Origin of the sequence: Gilliamella sp. App2-1 (genome assembly GCF_001690255.1) — a bacterium.
GTDB lineage: Bacteria > Pseudomonadota > Gammaproteobacteria > Enterobacterales > Orbaceae > Gilliamella > Gilliamella apicola_G.
The window spans coordinates 1-17,034 of record NZ_LZGR01000031.1 but is presented as its reverse complement, the minus strand read 5'-3'; the positions used below and the strand labels follow the sequence as shown (position 1 = coordinate 17,034).

Annotated in this window: 19 protein-coding genes, 3 tRNA genes and 1 pseudogene; 11 read left to right on the top strand and 12 right to left on the bottom strand. The window is 33.9% G+C overall.

Annotated elements, in window-relative coordinates; translation table 11 throughout:
• Nucleotides 1-3: 3 nt before the first annotated feature.
• The 7 genes from A9G22_RS04220 to A9G22_RS04190 form a co-directional block, all read right to left on the bottom strand.
• Nucleotides 4-825, bottom strand: a complete 822-nt coding sequence (locus A9G22_RS04220; protein WP_065586771.1) for a PTS system mannose/fructose/sorbose family transporter subunit IID — start codon at nt 823-825, stop codon at nt 4-6.
• Nucleotides 806-1,642: a PTS mannose/fructose/sorbose/N-acetylgalactosamine transporter subunit IIC gene (locus A9G22_RS04215; RefSeq protein ID WP_065586772.1), complete on the bottom strand. Its 837-nt coding sequence runs from the start codon at nt 1,640-1,642 to the stop codon at nt 806-808. The genes A9G22_RS04220 and A9G22_RS04215 overlap by 20 nt, the downstream gene beginning before the upstream one ends.
• A gap of 17 nt (nt 1,643-1,659) precedes the next feature.
• Nucleotides 1,660-2,127 carry a PTS sugar transporter subunit IIB gene (locus A9G22_RS04210; protein ID WP_065586773.1) on the bottom strand — a complete coding sequence of 156 codons (468 nt, stop codon included), beginning with the start codon at nt 2,125-2,127 and terminating at the stop codon, nt 1,660-1,662.
• 11 nt (nt 2,128-2,138) lie between these two features.
• Nucleotides 2,139-2,822, bottom strand: a complete 684-nt coding sequence (locus A9G22_RS04205; protein ID WP_065586774.1) for a GntR family transcriptional regulator — start codon at nt 2,820-2,822, stop codon at nt 2,139-2,141.
• Nucleotides 2,823-3,539 carry a GntR family transcriptional regulator gene (locus A9G22_RS04200; protein ID WP_176700227.1) on the bottom strand — a complete coding sequence of 239 codons (717 nt, stop codon included), beginning with the start codon at nt 3,537-3,539 and terminating at the stop codon, nt 2,823-2,825. It lies immediately after the preceding gene.
• 322 nt (nt 3,540-3,861) lie between these two features.
• Nucleotides 3,862-3,938, bottom strand: a tRNA-Pro gene (locus A9G22_RS04195).
• 25 nt (nt 3,939-3,963) lie between these two features.
• Nucleotides 3,964-4,039, bottom strand: a tRNA-His gene (locus A9G22_RS04190).
• 671 nt (nt 4,040-4,710) lie between these two features.
• Between A9G22_RS04190 and A9G22_RS04185 the strand changes: the two genes are divergently transcribed.
• Together A9G22_RS04185 and A9G22_RS04180 are read left to right on the top strand one after the other, a co-directional pair.
• On the top strand, nt 4,711-5,391 hold the full coding sequence (locus tag A9G22_RS04185) for a response regulator transcription factor (RefSeq protein WP_075508418.1): 681 nt from the start codon (nt 4,711-4,713) through the stop codon (nt 5,389-5,391).
• 18 nt (nt 5,392-5,409) lie between these two features.
• On the top strand, nt 5,410-6,705 hold the full coding sequence (locus tag A9G22_RS04180; RefSeq protein ID WP_065586776.1) for an ATP-binding protein: 1,296 nt from the start codon (nt 5,410-5,412) through the stop codon (nt 6,703-6,705).
• Nucleotides 6,706-6,718: 13 nt separating this feature from the next.
• On the opposite strand, the gene A9G22_RS04175 is transcribed toward A9G22_RS04180, so the two are convergent.
• Nucleotides 6,719-7,468: a M15 family metallopeptidase gene (locus A9G22_RS04175; RefSeq protein ID WP_075508410.1), complete on the bottom strand. Its 750-nt coding sequence runs from the start codon at nt 7,466-7,468 to the stop codon at nt 6,719-6,721.
• A 159-nt stretch (nt 7,469-7,627) separates the two neighbouring features.
• Between A9G22_RS04175 and A9G22_RS04170 the strand changes: the two genes are divergently transcribed.
• The 3 genes from A9G22_RS04170 (at nt 7,628) to A9G22_RS04160 (ending at nt 10,042) form a co-directional block, all read left to right on the top strand.
• A complete protein-coding gene (locus A9G22_RS04170; RefSeq protein WP_075508417.1) occupies nt 7,628-8,761 on the top strand; it encodes a bifunctional tRNA (adenosine(37)-C2)-methyltransferase TrmG/ribosomal RNA large subunit methyltransferase RlmN in 1,134 nt (377 codons plus the stop codon).
• A 27-nt stretch (nt 8,762-8,788) separates the two neighbouring features.
• Nucleotides 8,789-9,403 (top strand): tetratricopeptide repeat protein, encoded by a 615-nt coding sequence (locus A9G22_RS04165; RefSeq protein ID WP_065586779.1) that lies wholly within the window; start codon nt 8,789-8,791, stop codon nt 9,401-9,403.
• A gap of 63 nt (nt 9,404-9,466) precedes the next feature.
• A complete protein-coding gene (locus A9G22_RS04160; protein ID WP_065586780.1) occupies nt 9,467-10,042 on the top strand; it encodes a manganese efflux pump MntP in 576 nt (191 codons plus the stop codon).
• A gap of 410 nt (nt 10,043-10,452) precedes the next feature.
• Here A9G22_RS04160 and groL read toward each other — a convergent pair whose 3' ends face one another.
• From groL to A9G22_RS04145, 3 genes are all read right to left on the bottom strand, one after another.
• Complete coding sequence (gene groL, locus A9G22_RS04155) at nt 10,453-12,099, bottom strand: chaperonin GroEL (RefSeq protein ID WP_065586781.1); 1,647 nt, start codon at nt 12,097-12,099, stop codon at nt 10,453-10,455.
• A 46-nt stretch (nt 12,100-12,145) separates the two neighbouring features.
• Nucleotides 12,146-12,439 (bottom strand): co-chaperone GroES, encoded by a 294-nt coding sequence (locus A9G22_RS04150; RefSeq protein WP_065586782.1) that lies wholly within the window; start codon nt 12,437-12,439, stop codon nt 12,146-12,148.
• 144 nt (nt 12,440-12,583) lie between these two features.
• The gene (locus A9G22_RS04145) at nt 12,584-13,021 is read right to left on the bottom strand and encodes an FxsA family protein (protein WP_075508409.1); all 438 of its coding nucleotides are present in this window, start codon (nt 13,019-13,021) and stop codon (nt 12,584-12,586) included.
• A gap of 159 nt (nt 13,022-13,180) precedes the next feature.
• On the opposite strand from A9G22_RS04145, the gene A9G22_RS04140 reads away from it, so the two are divergent.
• The 4 genes and pseudogenes from A9G22_RS04140 to A9G22_RS04130 form a co-directional block, all read left to right on the top strand.
• Nucleotides 13,181-13,256: transfer RNA gene (locus A9G22_RS04140), tRNA-Phe, on the top strand.
• Between the two features lie 668 nt (nt 13,257-13,924).
• Complete coding sequence (locus A9G22_RS11795; RefSeq protein ID WP_141669973.1) at nt 13,925-14,053, top strand: hypothetical protein; 129 nt, start codon at nt 13,925-13,927, stop codon at nt 14,051-14,053.
• A 265-nt stretch (nt 14,054-14,318) separates the two neighbouring features.
• Nucleotides 14,319-15,080, top strand: a complete 762-nt coding sequence (locus A9G22_RS04135; RefSeq protein ID WP_075508408.1) for a DUF3944 domain-containing protein — start codon at nt 14,319-14,321, stop codon at nt 15,078-15,080.
• 139 nt (nt 15,081-15,219) lie between these two features.
• Nucleotides 15,220-15,451, top strand: a pseudogene (locus tag A9G22_RS04130) (transposase); the annotation flags it as partial.
• Nucleotides 15,452-15,600: 149 nt separating this feature from the next.
• Here A9G22_RS04130 and A9G22_RS04125 read toward each other — a convergent pair.
• Nucleotides 15,601-16,290 (bottom strand): IS3 family transposase, encoded by a 690-nt coding sequence (locus tag A9G22_RS04125; RefSeq protein ID WP_082264499.1) that lies wholly within the window; start codon nt 16,288-16,290, stop codon nt 15,601-15,603.
• Nucleotides 16,291-16,365: 75 nt separating this feature from the next.
• Here A9G22_RS04125 and A9G22_RS04120 point away from each other — a divergent pair, with 75 nt between their 5' ends.
• Together A9G22_RS04120 and A9G22_RS04115 are read left to right on the top strand one after the other, a co-directional pair.
• Entirely contained in the window at nt 16,366-16,623 is a 258-nt protein-coding gene (locus A9G22_RS04120; protein WP_034909955.1) for a transposase, read from the top strand.
• Nucleotides 16,623-17,034 (top strand): IS3 family transposase (locus A9G22_RS04115; protein ID WP_141669971.1); only part of this gene is annotated, 412 nt, incomplete at its 3' end. The genes A9G22_RS04120 and A9G22_RS04115, both read left to right, overlap by 1 nt.

Here is a 17,034-nt window from a genome sequence, read left to right as displayed (position 1 = left end):
TTACTAGCCTAATAACCCACTCCAAGCTCCCAAAATACCAATAGCAGCAATTAATAAGAGAATCCAATGGGCTTTAATCCCTTTTTTGACTAACACAAAGATAAATAGTGTAAAAAGTAAAGGTAAGATTTGCGGTATAACACCATCAAAAATATCTTGTAAAGATGAAGCATTAGTTCCTGAACCTAATTTTAATGGCATATTTAATATCACCATGGTGGCAACCATAGCCCCAACTACACAAAGTCCCAAAACTGATGCACCATAGGATAATTTATCCATTAATCCAGTCTTTTGAACTTTTTCAATAAACGATGCACCAATGTTATATCCGATTAATAAACCAAAATAACGTGTTAACATTGCAGGAATATTGAAAATTAATAAAAATAAAAGAGGACCTAAAATATTACCTTCAAGTGCTAAAGAAGTACCTATTCCGGTCGCTATGACACGTAGTGTTCCCCAGAAAAATGAATCACCTAAACCACTTAATGGTCCCATTAACGCTATTTTGACGTCATTAATAGAGCTTTTATCAAAATTACTATCTGTCGCATTTTGTTCTTCCATGGCAATAGAAATTCCTAAAGGAAAAGTAATTAACCATGGTGTAATATTGTAGAATTCTAAATGCCGTTGATAAGCATCCGTTAATGCTTCTTTGTTATTGCTGTAAATTTTCTCTAAAGCAGGACGCATAGAATAGGAATAACCTAAGTTCATTTGTCGTTCATAATTCCATGACCATTCAGCAGTAAAAGATCGCCAAAACGTGCTTGTTAATTCTTTTTTAGTTATTAATTTAGAATTCTTCATTTTCATAATTGATCTCCTGTACACCTAACGTGTTGCCAGTATTATTATTTAACCTTTGATTGCCATCTTCTGTTACGTCTTTTTTTCCATTAAATGCGGAATAACCTGTCAAAATTAGAGCAATACACGCACCGAAGATGGCCACTCCAGTAACAGGCACTTTCATATAAACAGCCAAAGCAAAACCAAGAACAAAGAACGTTGCATTGGTTTTTTTTATCATTATTTTCATTAACATAGCAAAACCAAACGCAGGTAATAAGCCCGTTGCGATACCTAAACCATCTATAATAAATTTAGGAATCATTTCTAATAAGTCATTGATCGCCGAGCTGCCAAATAGATAAGATAATCCTACAACTAAACCAATTGGAAGATTAACAGAAAAGAATCCACCTAATAGATTCATTCGGTCCATACCTTTACCATTACCTTCACATGCGTATTGATCGGCTTTATGAACAAAATAAGGAAGGATAAAAAGAAAGCATAAATTTTTAACTAATAAAACAAATGAAGCAATAGGAATACCTAGCGTTAAAGCTATTTCCGTACTTTTACCTGCACCTATTGCAAAGGCGGTACCTAAAATACTCCCTGAGATAATTTCAGGGGGAATAGAGGCTCCAATAGAAAACGATCCAACAAAAGCTAATTCTAATGTTGCTCCAATAATAATGCCTTGTGTGATGTCTCCCATGACTAAACCAACCAAGGTACAAGTTACTAATGGTCTTGATAACATTGATGAACCTAAAAGGTATTCACTATTGGCTAACATCGCAACCAAAGCTAATAGAAATGCAGTTAATTCGATACTCATTTTTTGTATCCTCTAAACTATTTTTGAAATTTTTGCTTTGATTCACTTGGGATTTGCTGAATGTAAACATCAACACTATCTTGTTGTAATCTCGTTAATAAATCTACCTCGAGAGCAGTTAGATTGATTGTTTTAGAATAATTTTTAGTTCCTTCACGTGGTTTAGTTCCACCTAAATTGAGGCTTGTTATTTTACCGTGTGTGTTTCGTATTAATTTTTCAGCATCAGCAACAGACTCAACAACTATTAGCATTTGATATTTATCCGTTATACCTGAGTTAATGGCTGCAATGCTATCATCTATTGACTTCATTACTAATTTTGCATGTTCAGGTTTAGCTAAACGGATAGCTGACTTACGTAACTCATCATTTGCAACGATATCATTAGCAACTAAAATGGTATTTGAGCCAACATTTTCGAACCATGAAACAACAATCTGACCATGCAATAATCGGTGATCAACACGTAATAATTTAATCATTGGTATACCTCCTAGGTAAAATCGACTACATATTTAGTATTGCAAGCAAATTTATACTCAATAGCAATCGGCTCGCTATTAATATCAAAATAGTGATTAGAAATTTTAAATAATGGGTCGTTGAAGTTGCATCGTAATTGTTTAGCTAATTCAGCATTGGCTACAATTAATTGTAAATTTTGTACTAATTTATCTACTTTTTTCTTTCCAGAATTAGTAATTTCAAGCGCTGATAAAATTTTTATTATCGACATTTTAAAGTCTGGAAAATGGTTCAAAGGTAATAAAAAAATTTCTTTAACTACATTGTTTTTAGCAACTTCTAAAAAACTAATATAATAGATGAGTTCAGATGGTTTTATTTTTAGTAATTGGCTATAGTAACTTCCAGCTTGTCTTAGATAAGATTCTTTTATGATTTTCTTATAATTGTAATAAATATGAGGTTTAATAATTCCGGTCATATTTAGAATGGTTTTTGTAGAAAGTGTTGGAGCAATAAACAAACCAACACCTTTTTTCCTAACTACCATATTTTTATCAACTAACAGATCAATAGCTTTTCGGATGGTTGTTCTACTTACATTATAATCTTTTTGTAATTGCCCTTCTGGGGGTAATTCTGATCCTACTCCATATTGCCCGGTGTTAATTTGCTCCATTAAATGAGCAGCTATTTTTTCAAATAAACTCATTTAGTTTTCCTTGTACTTGAAAATATTGTGAGCAGATAAATGATATCTAAATTTATTTCCTACTAAATATTGAACGGTATGCTCAAAAGGCTGAAAATTAACATCGAAACTGTAACTTGATACCTTATAAATCGGCGTACCTTCGACCACTTGTAAATTCGTTGCTTTATCCCCAGTTGCTATCTGGTAAATAATTTCTTCACGACCATGACTTGGAACAAGGTGATAATGATCTTTCAAAAATTGATAGAGAGAAACATTATTTAAATCTACTTGGTCTAAATGTTGGAATTTTTCGGATGATAAATAGGTGATTTCATAAGATAGAGGAATTGTACTCAATAAACGTTGCCTTATAATTCTAATTAATTGTTCATTTGAACCAAAAAATGTTCTTAGCTCTACTGGCATTTTTATAATTTTATTAGTAAGGACTTTTATTTTGATTTGAGTATTATCATCTTTTTTGACTTCTTCACTAAATGAAGACATTTTTAACATATTTATCTCAAAGACTTTACTGTACTCTAAATTTTTTTCATTTTGAGATAAATAACCTCCCATTATTAAATCATTTAATGCTTTTCTCACTGTTGTACGACTAACATTGAAGTGTTCGGCAAGTCCTCTTTCTGTCGTTATCTTCTTAATAACAGATGGATTTGCTTTAATTTGTTCTTCAACATAAGTTTTAGCAGCAACATCACGATATTCCAAAAACATTTTCCTCATATTTTTTGGATTCTTTTATTCAAAAGATGTATCTGAATCTACATAATAATCACCAAAAAATAAATAAAAAAATACAGGTTGTTAATTTTTAGTTCCAGAATTGTTGCCTTGATCACAATTTTTGTTATGAAGGATAATTAAGGTAAAAATAAGAAATGGTAGAGCTAAATAATCGTTATAGTTGAAATTTATAGAAAAAAGGTAAACAATCGTTTTAATTATTTATTATGGCTGTTAGCGATGAATTAATTGTTTAGAAGACAATAAAAAAGCCCACTAGGATAAAGCAGGCTTTTTTATTTAAAATTGGTCGGCGAGAGAGGATTCGAACCTCCGACCCACTGGTCCCAAACCAGTTGCGCTACCAAGCTGCGCTACTCGCCGTTAGATGTTCTTTGCATTCTATAAATGGGGTGGCTAATGGGATTCGAACCCACGACAACTGGAATCACAATCCAGGGCTCTACCAACTGAGCTATAGCCACCATAGAATCAGGACGAGATATTACGCATAAAAAATAATATTGTCCAGTACAATTTAAAAAAAATACGCCGACTGGTCATATAAAAAGCGCCAAGAGTATAAAATTTGATATCTCCCAATGCCGATTTAATATGACCATTTTTAATGCCAATATTATCTTCTAAATAAATAATCCGATTATTATTAGCAATTTTAATTTAATTTTACTTATGTCTACTAACATTTTTGCTTAAATATTCTTTTTGCTATAAATCTTTTTATTACTTCAAGTCTAGCATTTGCATCATCACTAACCACACCTATAGTTGAGGTAATAGATAGTCCTACAATAACTATTCTAGGGGTAGATCCCTGTCAATTTTCATTAAATTATGAGAACCATATGCAACAAATGCAAAAATATTGGCATTGTTTAAGTAACAGCCGGTAAGAATTCAAATTTTACCAAATTTATTTTGGTCATATCACTTGTTGTTTCATTTTTTATCTCCATATTCTATCTATTAAGCAATATTAGATTGTGAAATATTTTTACACTATTTCAATATAGTAAATTTAGTCATCAGAAACGGTTCAAAATATGTAATATTTTAGTAAAATAACCTGACTTTTTTTAATTATTGCAATAATGTAAAGACCTAAAATTAAATGACAATGGCGACTGCAATTATGATAAATATTTTATTAATTGATGATGATATTGAACTATCACAAATGCTTAGTGAATATTTGACTAATGAAGGTTTTAATATCAAAAGTGTTTATTTGGGTAAAGATGGTATTGATGAAGCACTATCAGGTAAATATCGCGCAGCAATTTTAGATGTGATGCTACCAGATATTAATGGCATTGATGTTCTTAAAAGCATCCGTCAACAATGTAATATGCCAGTGATTATGTTAACAGCAAAAGGCGATAATATTGATCGAGTTTTAGGGTTAGAATTAGGTGCTGATGATTATATTCCTAAACCTTGTTATCCCCGTGAATTATTAGCAAGATTACGTGCTGTTTTACGACGTTTTGATGAACGTTCAGTTGAAATAGTTGATGATAAAAAATACCATTTTAATGGTTTGACGTTAGATCTACCACAACGATTATGTACTTGGAATGGACAAGTTATTGACTTAACTTCAACCGAATTTAATTTATTAGTTTTATTGGTAAAGTATAGTGAGCGTGTGGTAACCAAGGAAGAATTGTCAGAAATTGGGCTTGGTCGAGCTCGAGAACTTTATGATCGTAGTGTTGATGTTCATATCAGCAATATTCGTCAAAAATTACATCAAGTTGCACAAAATGATGTAACAATTGAAACGATTAGAGCGGTCGGTTACCGTATTCGTTAACAACCTAATAGGCTTGATATGAATCGTCGATTATTTTGGAAAATACTCATTATATTTGGAGTTATTTTCTATCTTACTTTCCAATTAACCTGGATTGCATTTTCTATTTATGTAGAAAATAAAAATCAAAGATTCCTTAATCATATGCCGACAAAAGTCGATATGATTGCCCAGTTATTACATGTTGCAGGTGAAGATGAAACACTTAATTTTATAGCACATATGCCTGAGCGAGAAAGAGTTTTATTGTCAATAAAATTAGTTTCTCCACTAAATGATCAAGTTAATATTTTGACAGATGAGTTAGAAACACCAACTTATGCTTATCAACGCATGGCTGTAGCACCTGACGGAACACTTTATTCTGTTTCATTTAAGGAAGATAAGGATGAGCGTGGTAGAAAAGCATTGTTCAATATGCCAATGCTAATTGTGTTAATGGGAATATGTGTTGGTCTTGTTTTTAGTCTTTTTTTAGCATGGAATTTAACTAGGCCAATGAGGCTATTAAGACAAGGTTTTTTCAGAGTATCTCAAGGCGATCTTTCGGTCAGATTATTCAATAAATTAAAACCTCGCCGCGATGAGTTAAGTGAGCTAGGTAAAGATTTCGATATGATGGTTGAGCAACTTAATATCTTGATCTCTGATCGTCAATCTCTCCTTCATGATGTTTCTCATGAGCTTAGAACGCCACTTGCTCGTTTACAGCTAGCAATTGGACTTGCTCAACAAAATAAACAAAATATTGATACGGCTTTGGCTAGAATAGCGTTAGAATCAGAACGATTAGATCAATTAATTGGTGAAATTCTAAATTATTCTCGTGCTGAAATGAATAATCGTACTGATGAATATTTTGACTTAAAAGACTTAATAAGAGTAGTAATCAACGATGCTAACTATGAGGCTAATCATCAATTAATTGATGTACATTTCATTTCATCATCTATTACTCATTCAATTGTTAAAGGTAATTCAGAACAGATACGCCGCGCTGTTGAAAATATTATCCGTAATGCCATTCGCTTTTCCAAAGCTGAGCAAGCAGTAGAGGTTTCATTAAAAGAAACAGGCAAGTATTTGCAAATTGAAGTTAAAGACCGTGGACCAGGTGTTGAAGCAAATAAATTATCTAGTATTTTTGAACCATTTGTCCGAATTCAATCTCCACAATTAGGCAAAGGTTATGGTTTAGGGTTAGCAATTGCTAGAAAGACTGTCATTATGCATAACGGTACTATCCAAGCAAATAACCGTGATGGTGGTGGACTTGTTGTGACAATACGTTTACCTTATTGGAGAAAACGTTAATAATAAAAATAGATTAATAACAATCAGTATTAACTGTTAATACATACTCTTTAACTAATCCTTCCAGCTTGATTTTATCGTGACCCGTAAAATTTAAGTTTTTCATAATAGCATTTGGATCGCTTTCTAATATAGCTTTATATTGTGCAATATATTGGCTAGCGATCGGTTTGTATGACCAGTGCCATTCTTCCGGTTGATATCCTCCTTTTCTTCCATCATTAAATGCTTGGCAAAACCCATATTTAGGAAGATTTTCTTGCAGCCATTTATAAAGAATTATGCCTTTTTTATCATATCTAAAATATTCTGAAGAAACACTCGTAATATCGATATCTGTACCCCAATGATGGCGAGATGTACCTGGCATTGATGAATATTTTAAGATCTGTTTCGCTATTTTTTGCGGATCATCGAGCTTAGCAGACAATGCATCCCATTTCCGCTGCCAAATACCATTTTGGTAAGTGTAACTCCTCGTTGCGCTTACTACGATAAAAGGAATGTCTGGATGAACTTTTTTAAAGTCATTATAAGCCTTTATAAGTTGTCCAGTTGGCTCTTTCTGCAGGTACATGCCTTTTTTATTAACAGGCAATATAGTTGAGTCCAATGCGATAAAATCACCGTCTTTTTTTTCATCAAACTGCCCGATCAATTTATTTAATGGGATTTGTTTTGCCATAGTAAAAGTAGAAAATAGAAGTAACGCTAAGTTTAAAGCCAAAATGCCAATTTTTTTAAATATTATGGATTTTTTCATCTTTTGGTTATTGCCAATATTCTATTAGCCAGATTAAGTTAAAAACAGTATAATCCTTTTCTTAAAAATTGAAATAGCCATAATGTGTAAAAACGAGGCCTTATGTTAACACCATCTACATCTAACACGTCTGTTAATTGTTCAGGCGCTACAAATAAAATGAATCTTAATACAACTAATCTTCCAAACGAAAAAATAAATTTACTCAATTTTACACGCCAGCAATTAAGAGAATTTTTTATTTCGCTTGGCGAAAAGCCTTTTCGAGCCGATCAAGTGATGAAATGGATTTATCATTTTGGGATAGATGATTTTGATCAAATGACCGATATTAATAAAAAGTTACGTGAGCAACTAAAAACTTTAGCTGAAGTTAAAGCACCAATGATTGCAATGGAGCAACGCTCATCAGACGGCACAATTAAATGGGCACTTGATGTTGGAAATAATCAAATGATTGAGTCTGTTTATATTCCTGAGCGTGATCGTGCAACATTATGTGTTTCATCACAAGTTGGTTGTGCATTAGCGTGTAAATTCTGTTCCACAGCTCAACAAGGATTTAATCGAAATTTAACTGTCTCTGAAATTATTGGTCAAGTATGGCGCGCATCAAATGCCATTGGTGTAACCGGTAAACTGGCTGATAGGCCTATCACCAATGTTGTTATGATGGGGATGGGAGAGCCACTACTTAATTTATCTAATGTGGCACCAGCTATGGAAATCATGTTAGATGATTTTGGTTATGGTTTATCAAAAAGACGTGTAACACTATCAACGTCAGGAGTTGTTCCCGCTTTAGATAAACTAGCTGGTATGATTGATGTAGCATTAGCAATCTCACTCCATGCACCAAATGATACTATTCGCAGTGAAATTATGCCAATAAATGAAAAGTATAACATGGCAATGCTACGAGATTCTATTTTACGCTATCTTTCTACTTCAAATGCCAATCATGGTAAAGTAACAATTGAATATGTATTACTTAATCAAATTAACGATGGCGTTGAGCATGCCCACGAGCTGGCAAAATTTCTTAAAGATGTACCTAGTAAAATTAATTTAATTCCTTGGAATCCATTCCCTGGAGCACCGTATGCTCGCTGCTCTAATACACGCATTGACCGTTTTATGAAAACTCTGATGGGATACGGTTTTACAGTAATTGTTCGTAAAACACGTGGTGATGATATTGATGCAGCATGTGGGCAATTGGCTGGCGAAGTTGTTGACCGCACCAAAAGAACACTTTATAAAAAACAAAATCTAGTTCAGCAAACAATATAAAGATAAATCTTTATAAAGGAAGAATAGATGCAAAAATCGTTAATTATATCTAGCTGTTTTTTGATGGTGATACTATCGGGCTGTCAAACAAAAAACAGCTATGAGTTTGATCCTGAAAAGGCGGCTTTAGCTAGAATGCGACTTGGATTAGGTTATCTTGCTAAAGCTAATGAGTCAGAAGAAAATGTCAAAGCAGCACACTATAATCTTAAATTAGCGGCAAAGTATTCCCCAAATAATCCTCAAGTTATGTTAGCTATGGCAATGTTTGATCAACAAGTTGGCGAATACAACGAAGCCGAAATAATTTACAAACGAATTACGCAGATGCAACCAGGTAATGGATTATATCATGTGCATTATGGTTCTTTTTTATGTGGTCGGGATCGTTATCAAGAAGCAAAGCAGCAATTTCAGCAAAGCCTTGATTTAGATCGCCACCGTTGGAAAGCCGATGCTTATGAGCAATATGGCTATTGTGCTATCCAAAATAAAGATAAAAAAACAGCTGACTTAATGTTTAACCTACTTTTTCAATATGATGCAAACCGTCGAGATAGCGTCAAACAAACAGCTAAACTTTATCAAAGTAAAGGCGATATAAAAGTCGCAAATTATTTATTTTCAGTAACAAAAAAATAAATCATAACGAATGAATATTCAATAATAATTAAAGTAATATAATGTAAAGCAAGAGTATATGTCATGAGTTTTTGGGCTATTTTGTTGTTAGCACTGGCTATGTCAACCGATGCCTTTGCTGTCGCTGTATGTCGTGGAGTTTCGCTTAAATCAACCCCATTTTTAGGGGCACTCAAAGTCGGGATTTTATTTGGTGTTGTCGAGGCTATTACGCCATTACTGGGTTGGTTAATTGGCTATATTGCACTGCAATATATAGAACAATGGGACCATTGGGTTGTTTTTACTGTCATGTTATTTTTGGGTATTAACATGATTTACAGTAGTTTTAAAAATTCTGATGAAGATTGCCAAGATGATAAAGGAGCCTCATCAAAAAAATCTTCTTTAATATTAATTTTTACAGCGATATCAACCAGTATCGATGCATTTGCTGTTGGGGTTGGGCTGGCATTAGCGAGCGTCAATATCTGTTTTGCTGCAACAATGATTGGGATAGCAACCTGTTTTATGGTTACCATTGGGCTATTGCTAGGCAATAAATTGGGATGTTTAATTGGAAAGCGAGCAGAATTTTTAGGTGGTTTGGTACTTATTGTGATTGGTATAATTACACTTTATCAGCACCTATTTAATTAATCTTTTCTGACGTCCATCTAGCATATTTATGTAATTATCCATGAACTGTTAACACCTAAAGATAGCAGTTTATGAAAAGCACTTCTATTTGCTCTTTTTTTAAATTTTACAAAATGTCATATCAAAACTATGTGTATCTTGATTATAACCTGCTTTGAATGTTCCTTTATCATGATGATTTTATAAATTGAGTAATCATCTGTTAATGATTAAGTTACAAATCTTTACTGGTTAACATGACCATTTTGTAGAATTTCTATATCAATTTATATTTTATATCTATCAATTAAATTTTATATTTTTATTTAGCTTTAACTAATAGTTCTCGGAAGGGGGAATTATGAAAAAAAAACCATCCGCATCAGCGGATGGCTTAAGTTGATTTATATCGGTTGGATTATTGACGAAAATTACATCATTCCGCCCATACCACCCATGCCGCCCATGCCGCCAGCAGCACCTAAATCAGCTTTATCATCTTTAGGTAAATCCGTCACCATACATTCAGTGGTAATCATAAGACCAGCAACAGATGCAGCGTATTGTAATGCACTACGAGTTACTTTAGTTGGATCTAAAATACCCATTGCAATCATATCGCCATATTCTTCAGTGGCAGCATTGTACCCATAGTTACCTTGACCACCTTTAACTGCATTAACAACGACTGATGCCTCTTCACCACAGTTAGTCACGATTTGGCGTAATGGTGCTTCCATTGCACGAAGTGCAACTTTGATACCCACGTTTTGATCTTCGTTCGCACCGTTAAGTTCTGAAATTGCTGACGCAGCACGAACAAGAGCAACACCACCACCAGCAACAACACCTTCTTCAACGGCTGCACGGGTTGCATGTAAAGCATCTTCTACGCGAGCTTTTTTCTCTTTCATTTCAACTTCAGTTGCAGCACCCACTTTAATTACAGCAACACCGCCAGCAAGTTTTGCTACGCGCTCTTGAAGTTTTTCTTTATCATAATCAGACGTTGACTCTTCAATTTGTTTACGAATTTGTTCAACACGAGCAGAGATTAAAGACTCTTCACCAACGCCATCAATAATTGTAGTATTGTCTTTATTGATAACAACACGTTTTGCTTGACCTAAATCTTCAAGTGTTGCTTTTTCAAGCTCTAAACCGATTTCTTCTGAAATAACAGTACCAGCAGTTAAGATAGCAATATCTTGTAACATCGCTTTACGACGATCACCAAAACCAGGTGCTTTTACCGCAGCAACTTTAACAATACCACGCATGGTGTTAACAACTAATGTTGCTAATGCTTCACCTTCAACATCCTCTGCGATAATTAATAAAGATTTACCTGCTTTAGCTACAGCCTCTAAAACTGGTAATAATTCACGAATGTTAGAGATTTTTTTGTCTACTAATAAGATATAAGGGCTTTCTAATTCAACAGTTGCCGTTTCTGGTTTGTTGATAAAGTATGGAGATAAATAACCACGATCAAATTGCATACCTTCAACAACATCAAGCTCATCTTGTAAACCTGTGCCATCTTCAACAGTAATAACACCTTCTTTACCTACTTTCTCCATTGCTTGAGCAATTAAAGTACCAACAGTTTCGTCAGAGTTAGCTGAAATTGTACCTACTTGGGCAATCGCTTTAGAGTCAGCACAAGGAGAAGATAATTTTTTAAGTTCTTCAACTGCGGCTACAACTGCTTTATCAATACCGCGTTTTAAATCCATTGGATTCATACCCGCAGCAACAGCTTTTAATCCTTCATTAACAATCGCTTGAGCAAGCACGGTTGCAGTAGTTGTACCGTCACCAGCTGCATCATTTGCTTTAGAAGCGACTTCTTTCACCATTTGTGCGCCCATATTTTCGAATTTATCTTCTAATTCAATTTCGCGAGCAACAGAAACACCATCTTTAGTAATAGTTGGTGCACCAAATGATTTATCTAATACTACGTTACGTCCTTTTGGACCTAAAGTTACTTTAACTGCATCAGCTAATACATTAACGCCTTGAAGCATTTTGATGCGAGCGTCATTACCAAATTTTACATCTTTAGCTGCCATTTTCGTATTTCTCCTAAATTCTGTCTATCGTTTAATTATATGCCTATTATGATTGAACAATGGCTAGAATATCGCTTTCTGATAAGATAAGCACTTCTTCGTTATCGATTTTTTCAGTTTTAACGCCATATCCTTCATTGAAAATTACGGTATCACCCACTTTAACATCTAACGGCTGTACTTGACCATTTTCTAAAATACGACCATTACCAACAGCTAAAACTTCACCTCGTGTTGATTTACCAGCAGCTGAACCTGTTAAAACAATACCTCCAGCTGATTTTGATTCTATTTCTTTGCGTTTAATGATTACGCGATCATGCAATGGGCGAATTTTCATTAGTTATCTCCTAGCACTAATTTTAATTAAGATAATTATTAACAAAAATCATATAATTATGATTTTTTAATGTAGTGCACAATATATGGGGATATTTTAAAATTCTTCAAGAGAAAAAAATTAAAAAAAAGTCCAATTGATTATTTATTCATCACTCTTATGTTTAAACTCACCTTCAATAATGTCACTATCTTGATCATGTGTTTGTGATGACGAAAATTTTGATGTTATTGGTATTTTTCGAACAATAAATTCCACAATATGTTTTTGTACATGGGGTATTAATAAAATGATACCTAAAATATCAGTTAAAAATCCAGGAATAAGTAAGAAAAAACCAGCAAAAAGTAAAGCTACACTTTTAAAGATTTCATTTTTAGGACTTTGGTTATTTGCTATTTTTTGTTGCATGATACTAAGATTGTTCAAGCCTTGAGATTTAACTAATGAAAAACCAAGAATAGACGTTGCAATAATACAAATTAAAGCAAGAAAAATCCCCATTGTATTTGCAACTATTATGAAAAAACTAACCTCAAGATAAACATAAATGAAAAACATAATAAAACCAATAAATCGCATATAACAATTCCTATAAGCATAGTGACATATTATTAGAAACTAACTATTAATATGAAGATGATTAGCTATTTTTCAACCAAACGACATATTTTTTTTAAAAAATCTTACAAAAGGGATTGACGGATAATCACGAATCGTGTTTAATGTGCATCCATTGTTGCCCGGATAGCTCAGTCGGTAGAGCAGGGGATTGAAAATCCCCGTGTCCGTGGTTCGATTCCGCGTCCGGGCACCAATCACCAAATTCTAAGACCTGCTTCTAGCAGGTTTTTTTATGTCTAAAGCCTTTTCAAATAAGCCTTTCACCTTGTTTCACTACTCAACCGAATTCAACTGGAATTATCCTAAATAAAGTGAAAAATCGGATACAAACCTGGGTATATTTGGTTCGATAATGGCGTGTATCTTAAAAAAACATCCTTAACGTTTTGTTTTTAATGGTAAATGCGTGGTTTGCTTGTACGTAGAGTTTTTTCATCTGTATATTCTTTTCCTTGAGCGGTGAAAATGTTGTATGTTGGAACATATGCGAGTTTAAGGTCTAAAAAAACCACCGGTTGTACAGGTACTCAAACACTCAGCACAAACAAAAAAGAAGTAGAAAAATACCAATACTGTACTCATTTTTTGAACACCATGTTTATTTACATTAGATTCATTACACACCCATTAATATCTTACAAGATTATGATGCATACGATAACCGAATTAAAATTACATCAATTTTGTTTAGCTACGTTGATGAAACAGTCCAATGAAATGGTATGGTTCGGCAAATCAGACCATCGCTCACTAAACAACTTATTACTATTTTAAGTGCAAAGCATAGGGTGAAGAAGTTAATTAAGGTGATCCTGATATTCGGTGGTGTAATTGGAGCGATTATTTTGCTCATAATCCCCTATTGGAGAACCACAGCCCAGTAGTGCAGATCGCAATATCGATCAAAAGTTAACTGCAATACTGAATGTCGTTTATATTCGACTATTAGATAAGTCAAAAGTTGTTTTTCCTTTTGTGGAACTGGGTTGACTCCGATTTTAAAAATATCTTCAAAGTAAATATATTGATGGGTTTTAACGATCAATAAGATATTATTGTTCTATTTAAACGATATGACTTTACTGAAATAATCAATGAAAATGAATCTTTAACAAAAAAAGATTCAATGTATTGATACCCAATAAGACGGTTTATTTGATCCTAAAAAATAGTATAAAAATTAATAAAGTGACAATTAATATCAATAATCGTTAAATGATTTAATAAGTTAGTTAATCAATAAAAGGAGAAATGCATGGCTGTATATCGTTCAGATCCGGAATTGTTTTTTTTAAAAGAATGTGCCAACGAGGATCTAAAATTATTAGTTGATATATTAACTACCGATCCAAAAGATAAATGTACTCGTTACACTGAAACATTAACCAGTGATAGTGAATATAAAAAATACTATCCAAATCATAAAGCCTACTGGCAATCAATTGCAGCAGAGCTACAAACTTATGGCGGTAGTACAATAGGAAATATCTTACGAGGAAATCAAGGTGTTCCTTATCGTGAAATTTTAACCGATGTTTGCGATAAAATGAAAGTCAATTATAACAAAAACGCAGCAATAGAGTTGATTGAAATGAATCTTCTCTTGAAGATGTTAGAAGAGTCTATGGAGAAAATGTCAGAGGATGAGTTAAATCAATTTGTTCGTAATATGGGAATTGAGTTAACCAATCCAACTCCTGAATTAGTTATAATGGCATTGCAAACTTCAATAAAACTTTCTGGATTTGCTGCTTATCAATTAGCAACTACCGTATTAGCAAGTATTTTGAAAATTTTGGGAATTACTGCTAGTTTTGGTACATATATTCTTCTATCACAGGCTATTAAGGTGATCTCCGGTCCAATAGGTTGGGCAGTTAGTAGTGCATGGCTAGTTTCTGACATCGCTGGACCAGCTTACAGAGTTACAATCCCTTCTTGCATAATCATTGCCTATATGCGCCAAAAACATCTTTATGAAAAAAAACAAAAAGAAAATGGAGCTATTCAAACATAATCTATATTATAAAAAAATATTCTCAAACTACTATTAATATATATTTTAAAGCAATTGAGATACCAAATATAACTATCCCTTAAAATAGTACAGTAAAAGAGTAGAAAATTCTCTTTATTAACCCACAGAGGATTTAAATATGAAAAAAATGACTGAACATCAGATTGTATCTATTTTAAAAGAAGCTGAAGCCGGTATTCCCGTTAAAGGACTGTGCCGTAAATATGGCATGGGGAATTCAACTTTCTATAAATGGCGGGAAAAATACGGCGGAATGGAAACTTCAGACATCAAACGCTTAAAGGAGCTTGAGGCCGAAAACCGTAAACTTAAACAGATGTTTGCTCAGCTCAGTTTAAAAGCTCAACTTCAGGAGGAAATCATAATAAGGCTCTAGTGCCTACTAAGGCACGTAAAGCTTGGGCAGTGCAATTACAAGAAAGTCATTTTGTTACTATTGCCATGAGCTGCGCAATTGTTTGTAAATATCCCAAACTTAGTACACAACTCACGTAGAAAATCAAGCTGCCTGTTTTAGTGTTTTATACTCAATCGGCGTCATATTATTTAGTGCTTCATGAGGTCTTTCGGTGTTATAACTGGTTAGCCATTCTTCGGTTACCTTTCTTACTTGTTCCAGATTATTAAATAAATATAAATCTAATACCTCTGTGCGATAGGTACGATTAAATCGTTCAATATAGCCATTTTGATAAGGACTACTGGGCTGGATATAATCAATGGCTATATCATGGTATTTAGCCCAGTTTATAAAGGTTTTTCCTGTAAATTCTGGCCCATTATCGACCCGTATTTTTAATGGATACCCATGATATTCGGCCAGTTTATCTAAGTAACGGGTAATTCTCCCTGCCGGTAAGCTTACTGCAATATCAATGCCTAGCGCCTCACGATTAAAGTCATCGATGACATTGAATGTCCTAAAGCGACGTTGATTACCACTACTGTCACTCATAAAATCCATTGACCAGCATTCACCTTGTTTATTAGGAACCAATAGCTTTTCTAGTGTTCGTGGGGGGATACGTTTTTCACGTTTAGCCCTAATATTAAGTTTTAACTCACAATACACTCGATAAACACGCTTATGATTCCATTTATAGCCAAGCTTTCTGATGCGATTAAAACATTTGGGAAAGCCCCAGCGTAAATGCTTGTCAGTGATAGTACTTAATACTGATATTATCACCGTGTAACTATCCCCTAAAATAGTACAGCAAAAAAGTAGAAAATTCTCTATGATACAAGTAAAGGGGATTTAATTATGAAAAAAATGACTGAACATCAAATCGTCGCTATTTTAAAAGAAGCTGAAGCAGGTATTCCTGTCAAGGAACTCTGCCGTAAATATGGCATGGGGAATTCAACTTTCTATAAATGGCGAGAAAAATACGGCGGAATGGAAACGTCAGATATCAAACGCTTAAAAGAGCTGGAGGCTGAAAACCGTAAGCTTAAGCAGATGTTTGCCGAACTGAGCTTAAAATCCCAGCTTCAGGAAGAAATCATAAAAAAGCTTTAGTGCCAACTGGGGCACGTAAAACGTGGGCACAGCAACTACAACAAAATCATTTGGTTACTATTGCTATGAGTTGTGCCATTGTTGGCTTAAGTCGTTGTGCTTACTATTATCAACCTAAGTTACAGGATGATTCGGTGATTGTTTCGGTATTGAATGCTATCACAGACCGGCATTTACGCTGGGGCTTTCCTAAATGCTTTAATCGTATCAGAAAGCTCGGCTATAAATGGAATCATAAACGGGTATATCGGGTGTATTGTGAATTAAAGCTTAATCTCAGGGTAAAGCGTAAAAAACGTATTCCTCCACGAAGCCCAGAAAGGCTATTGGTTCCTAATAAACAAGGTGAATGTTGGTCAATGGATTTTATGAGTGATAGTAGCTGTAATCAACGTCGCTTTAGGACATTCA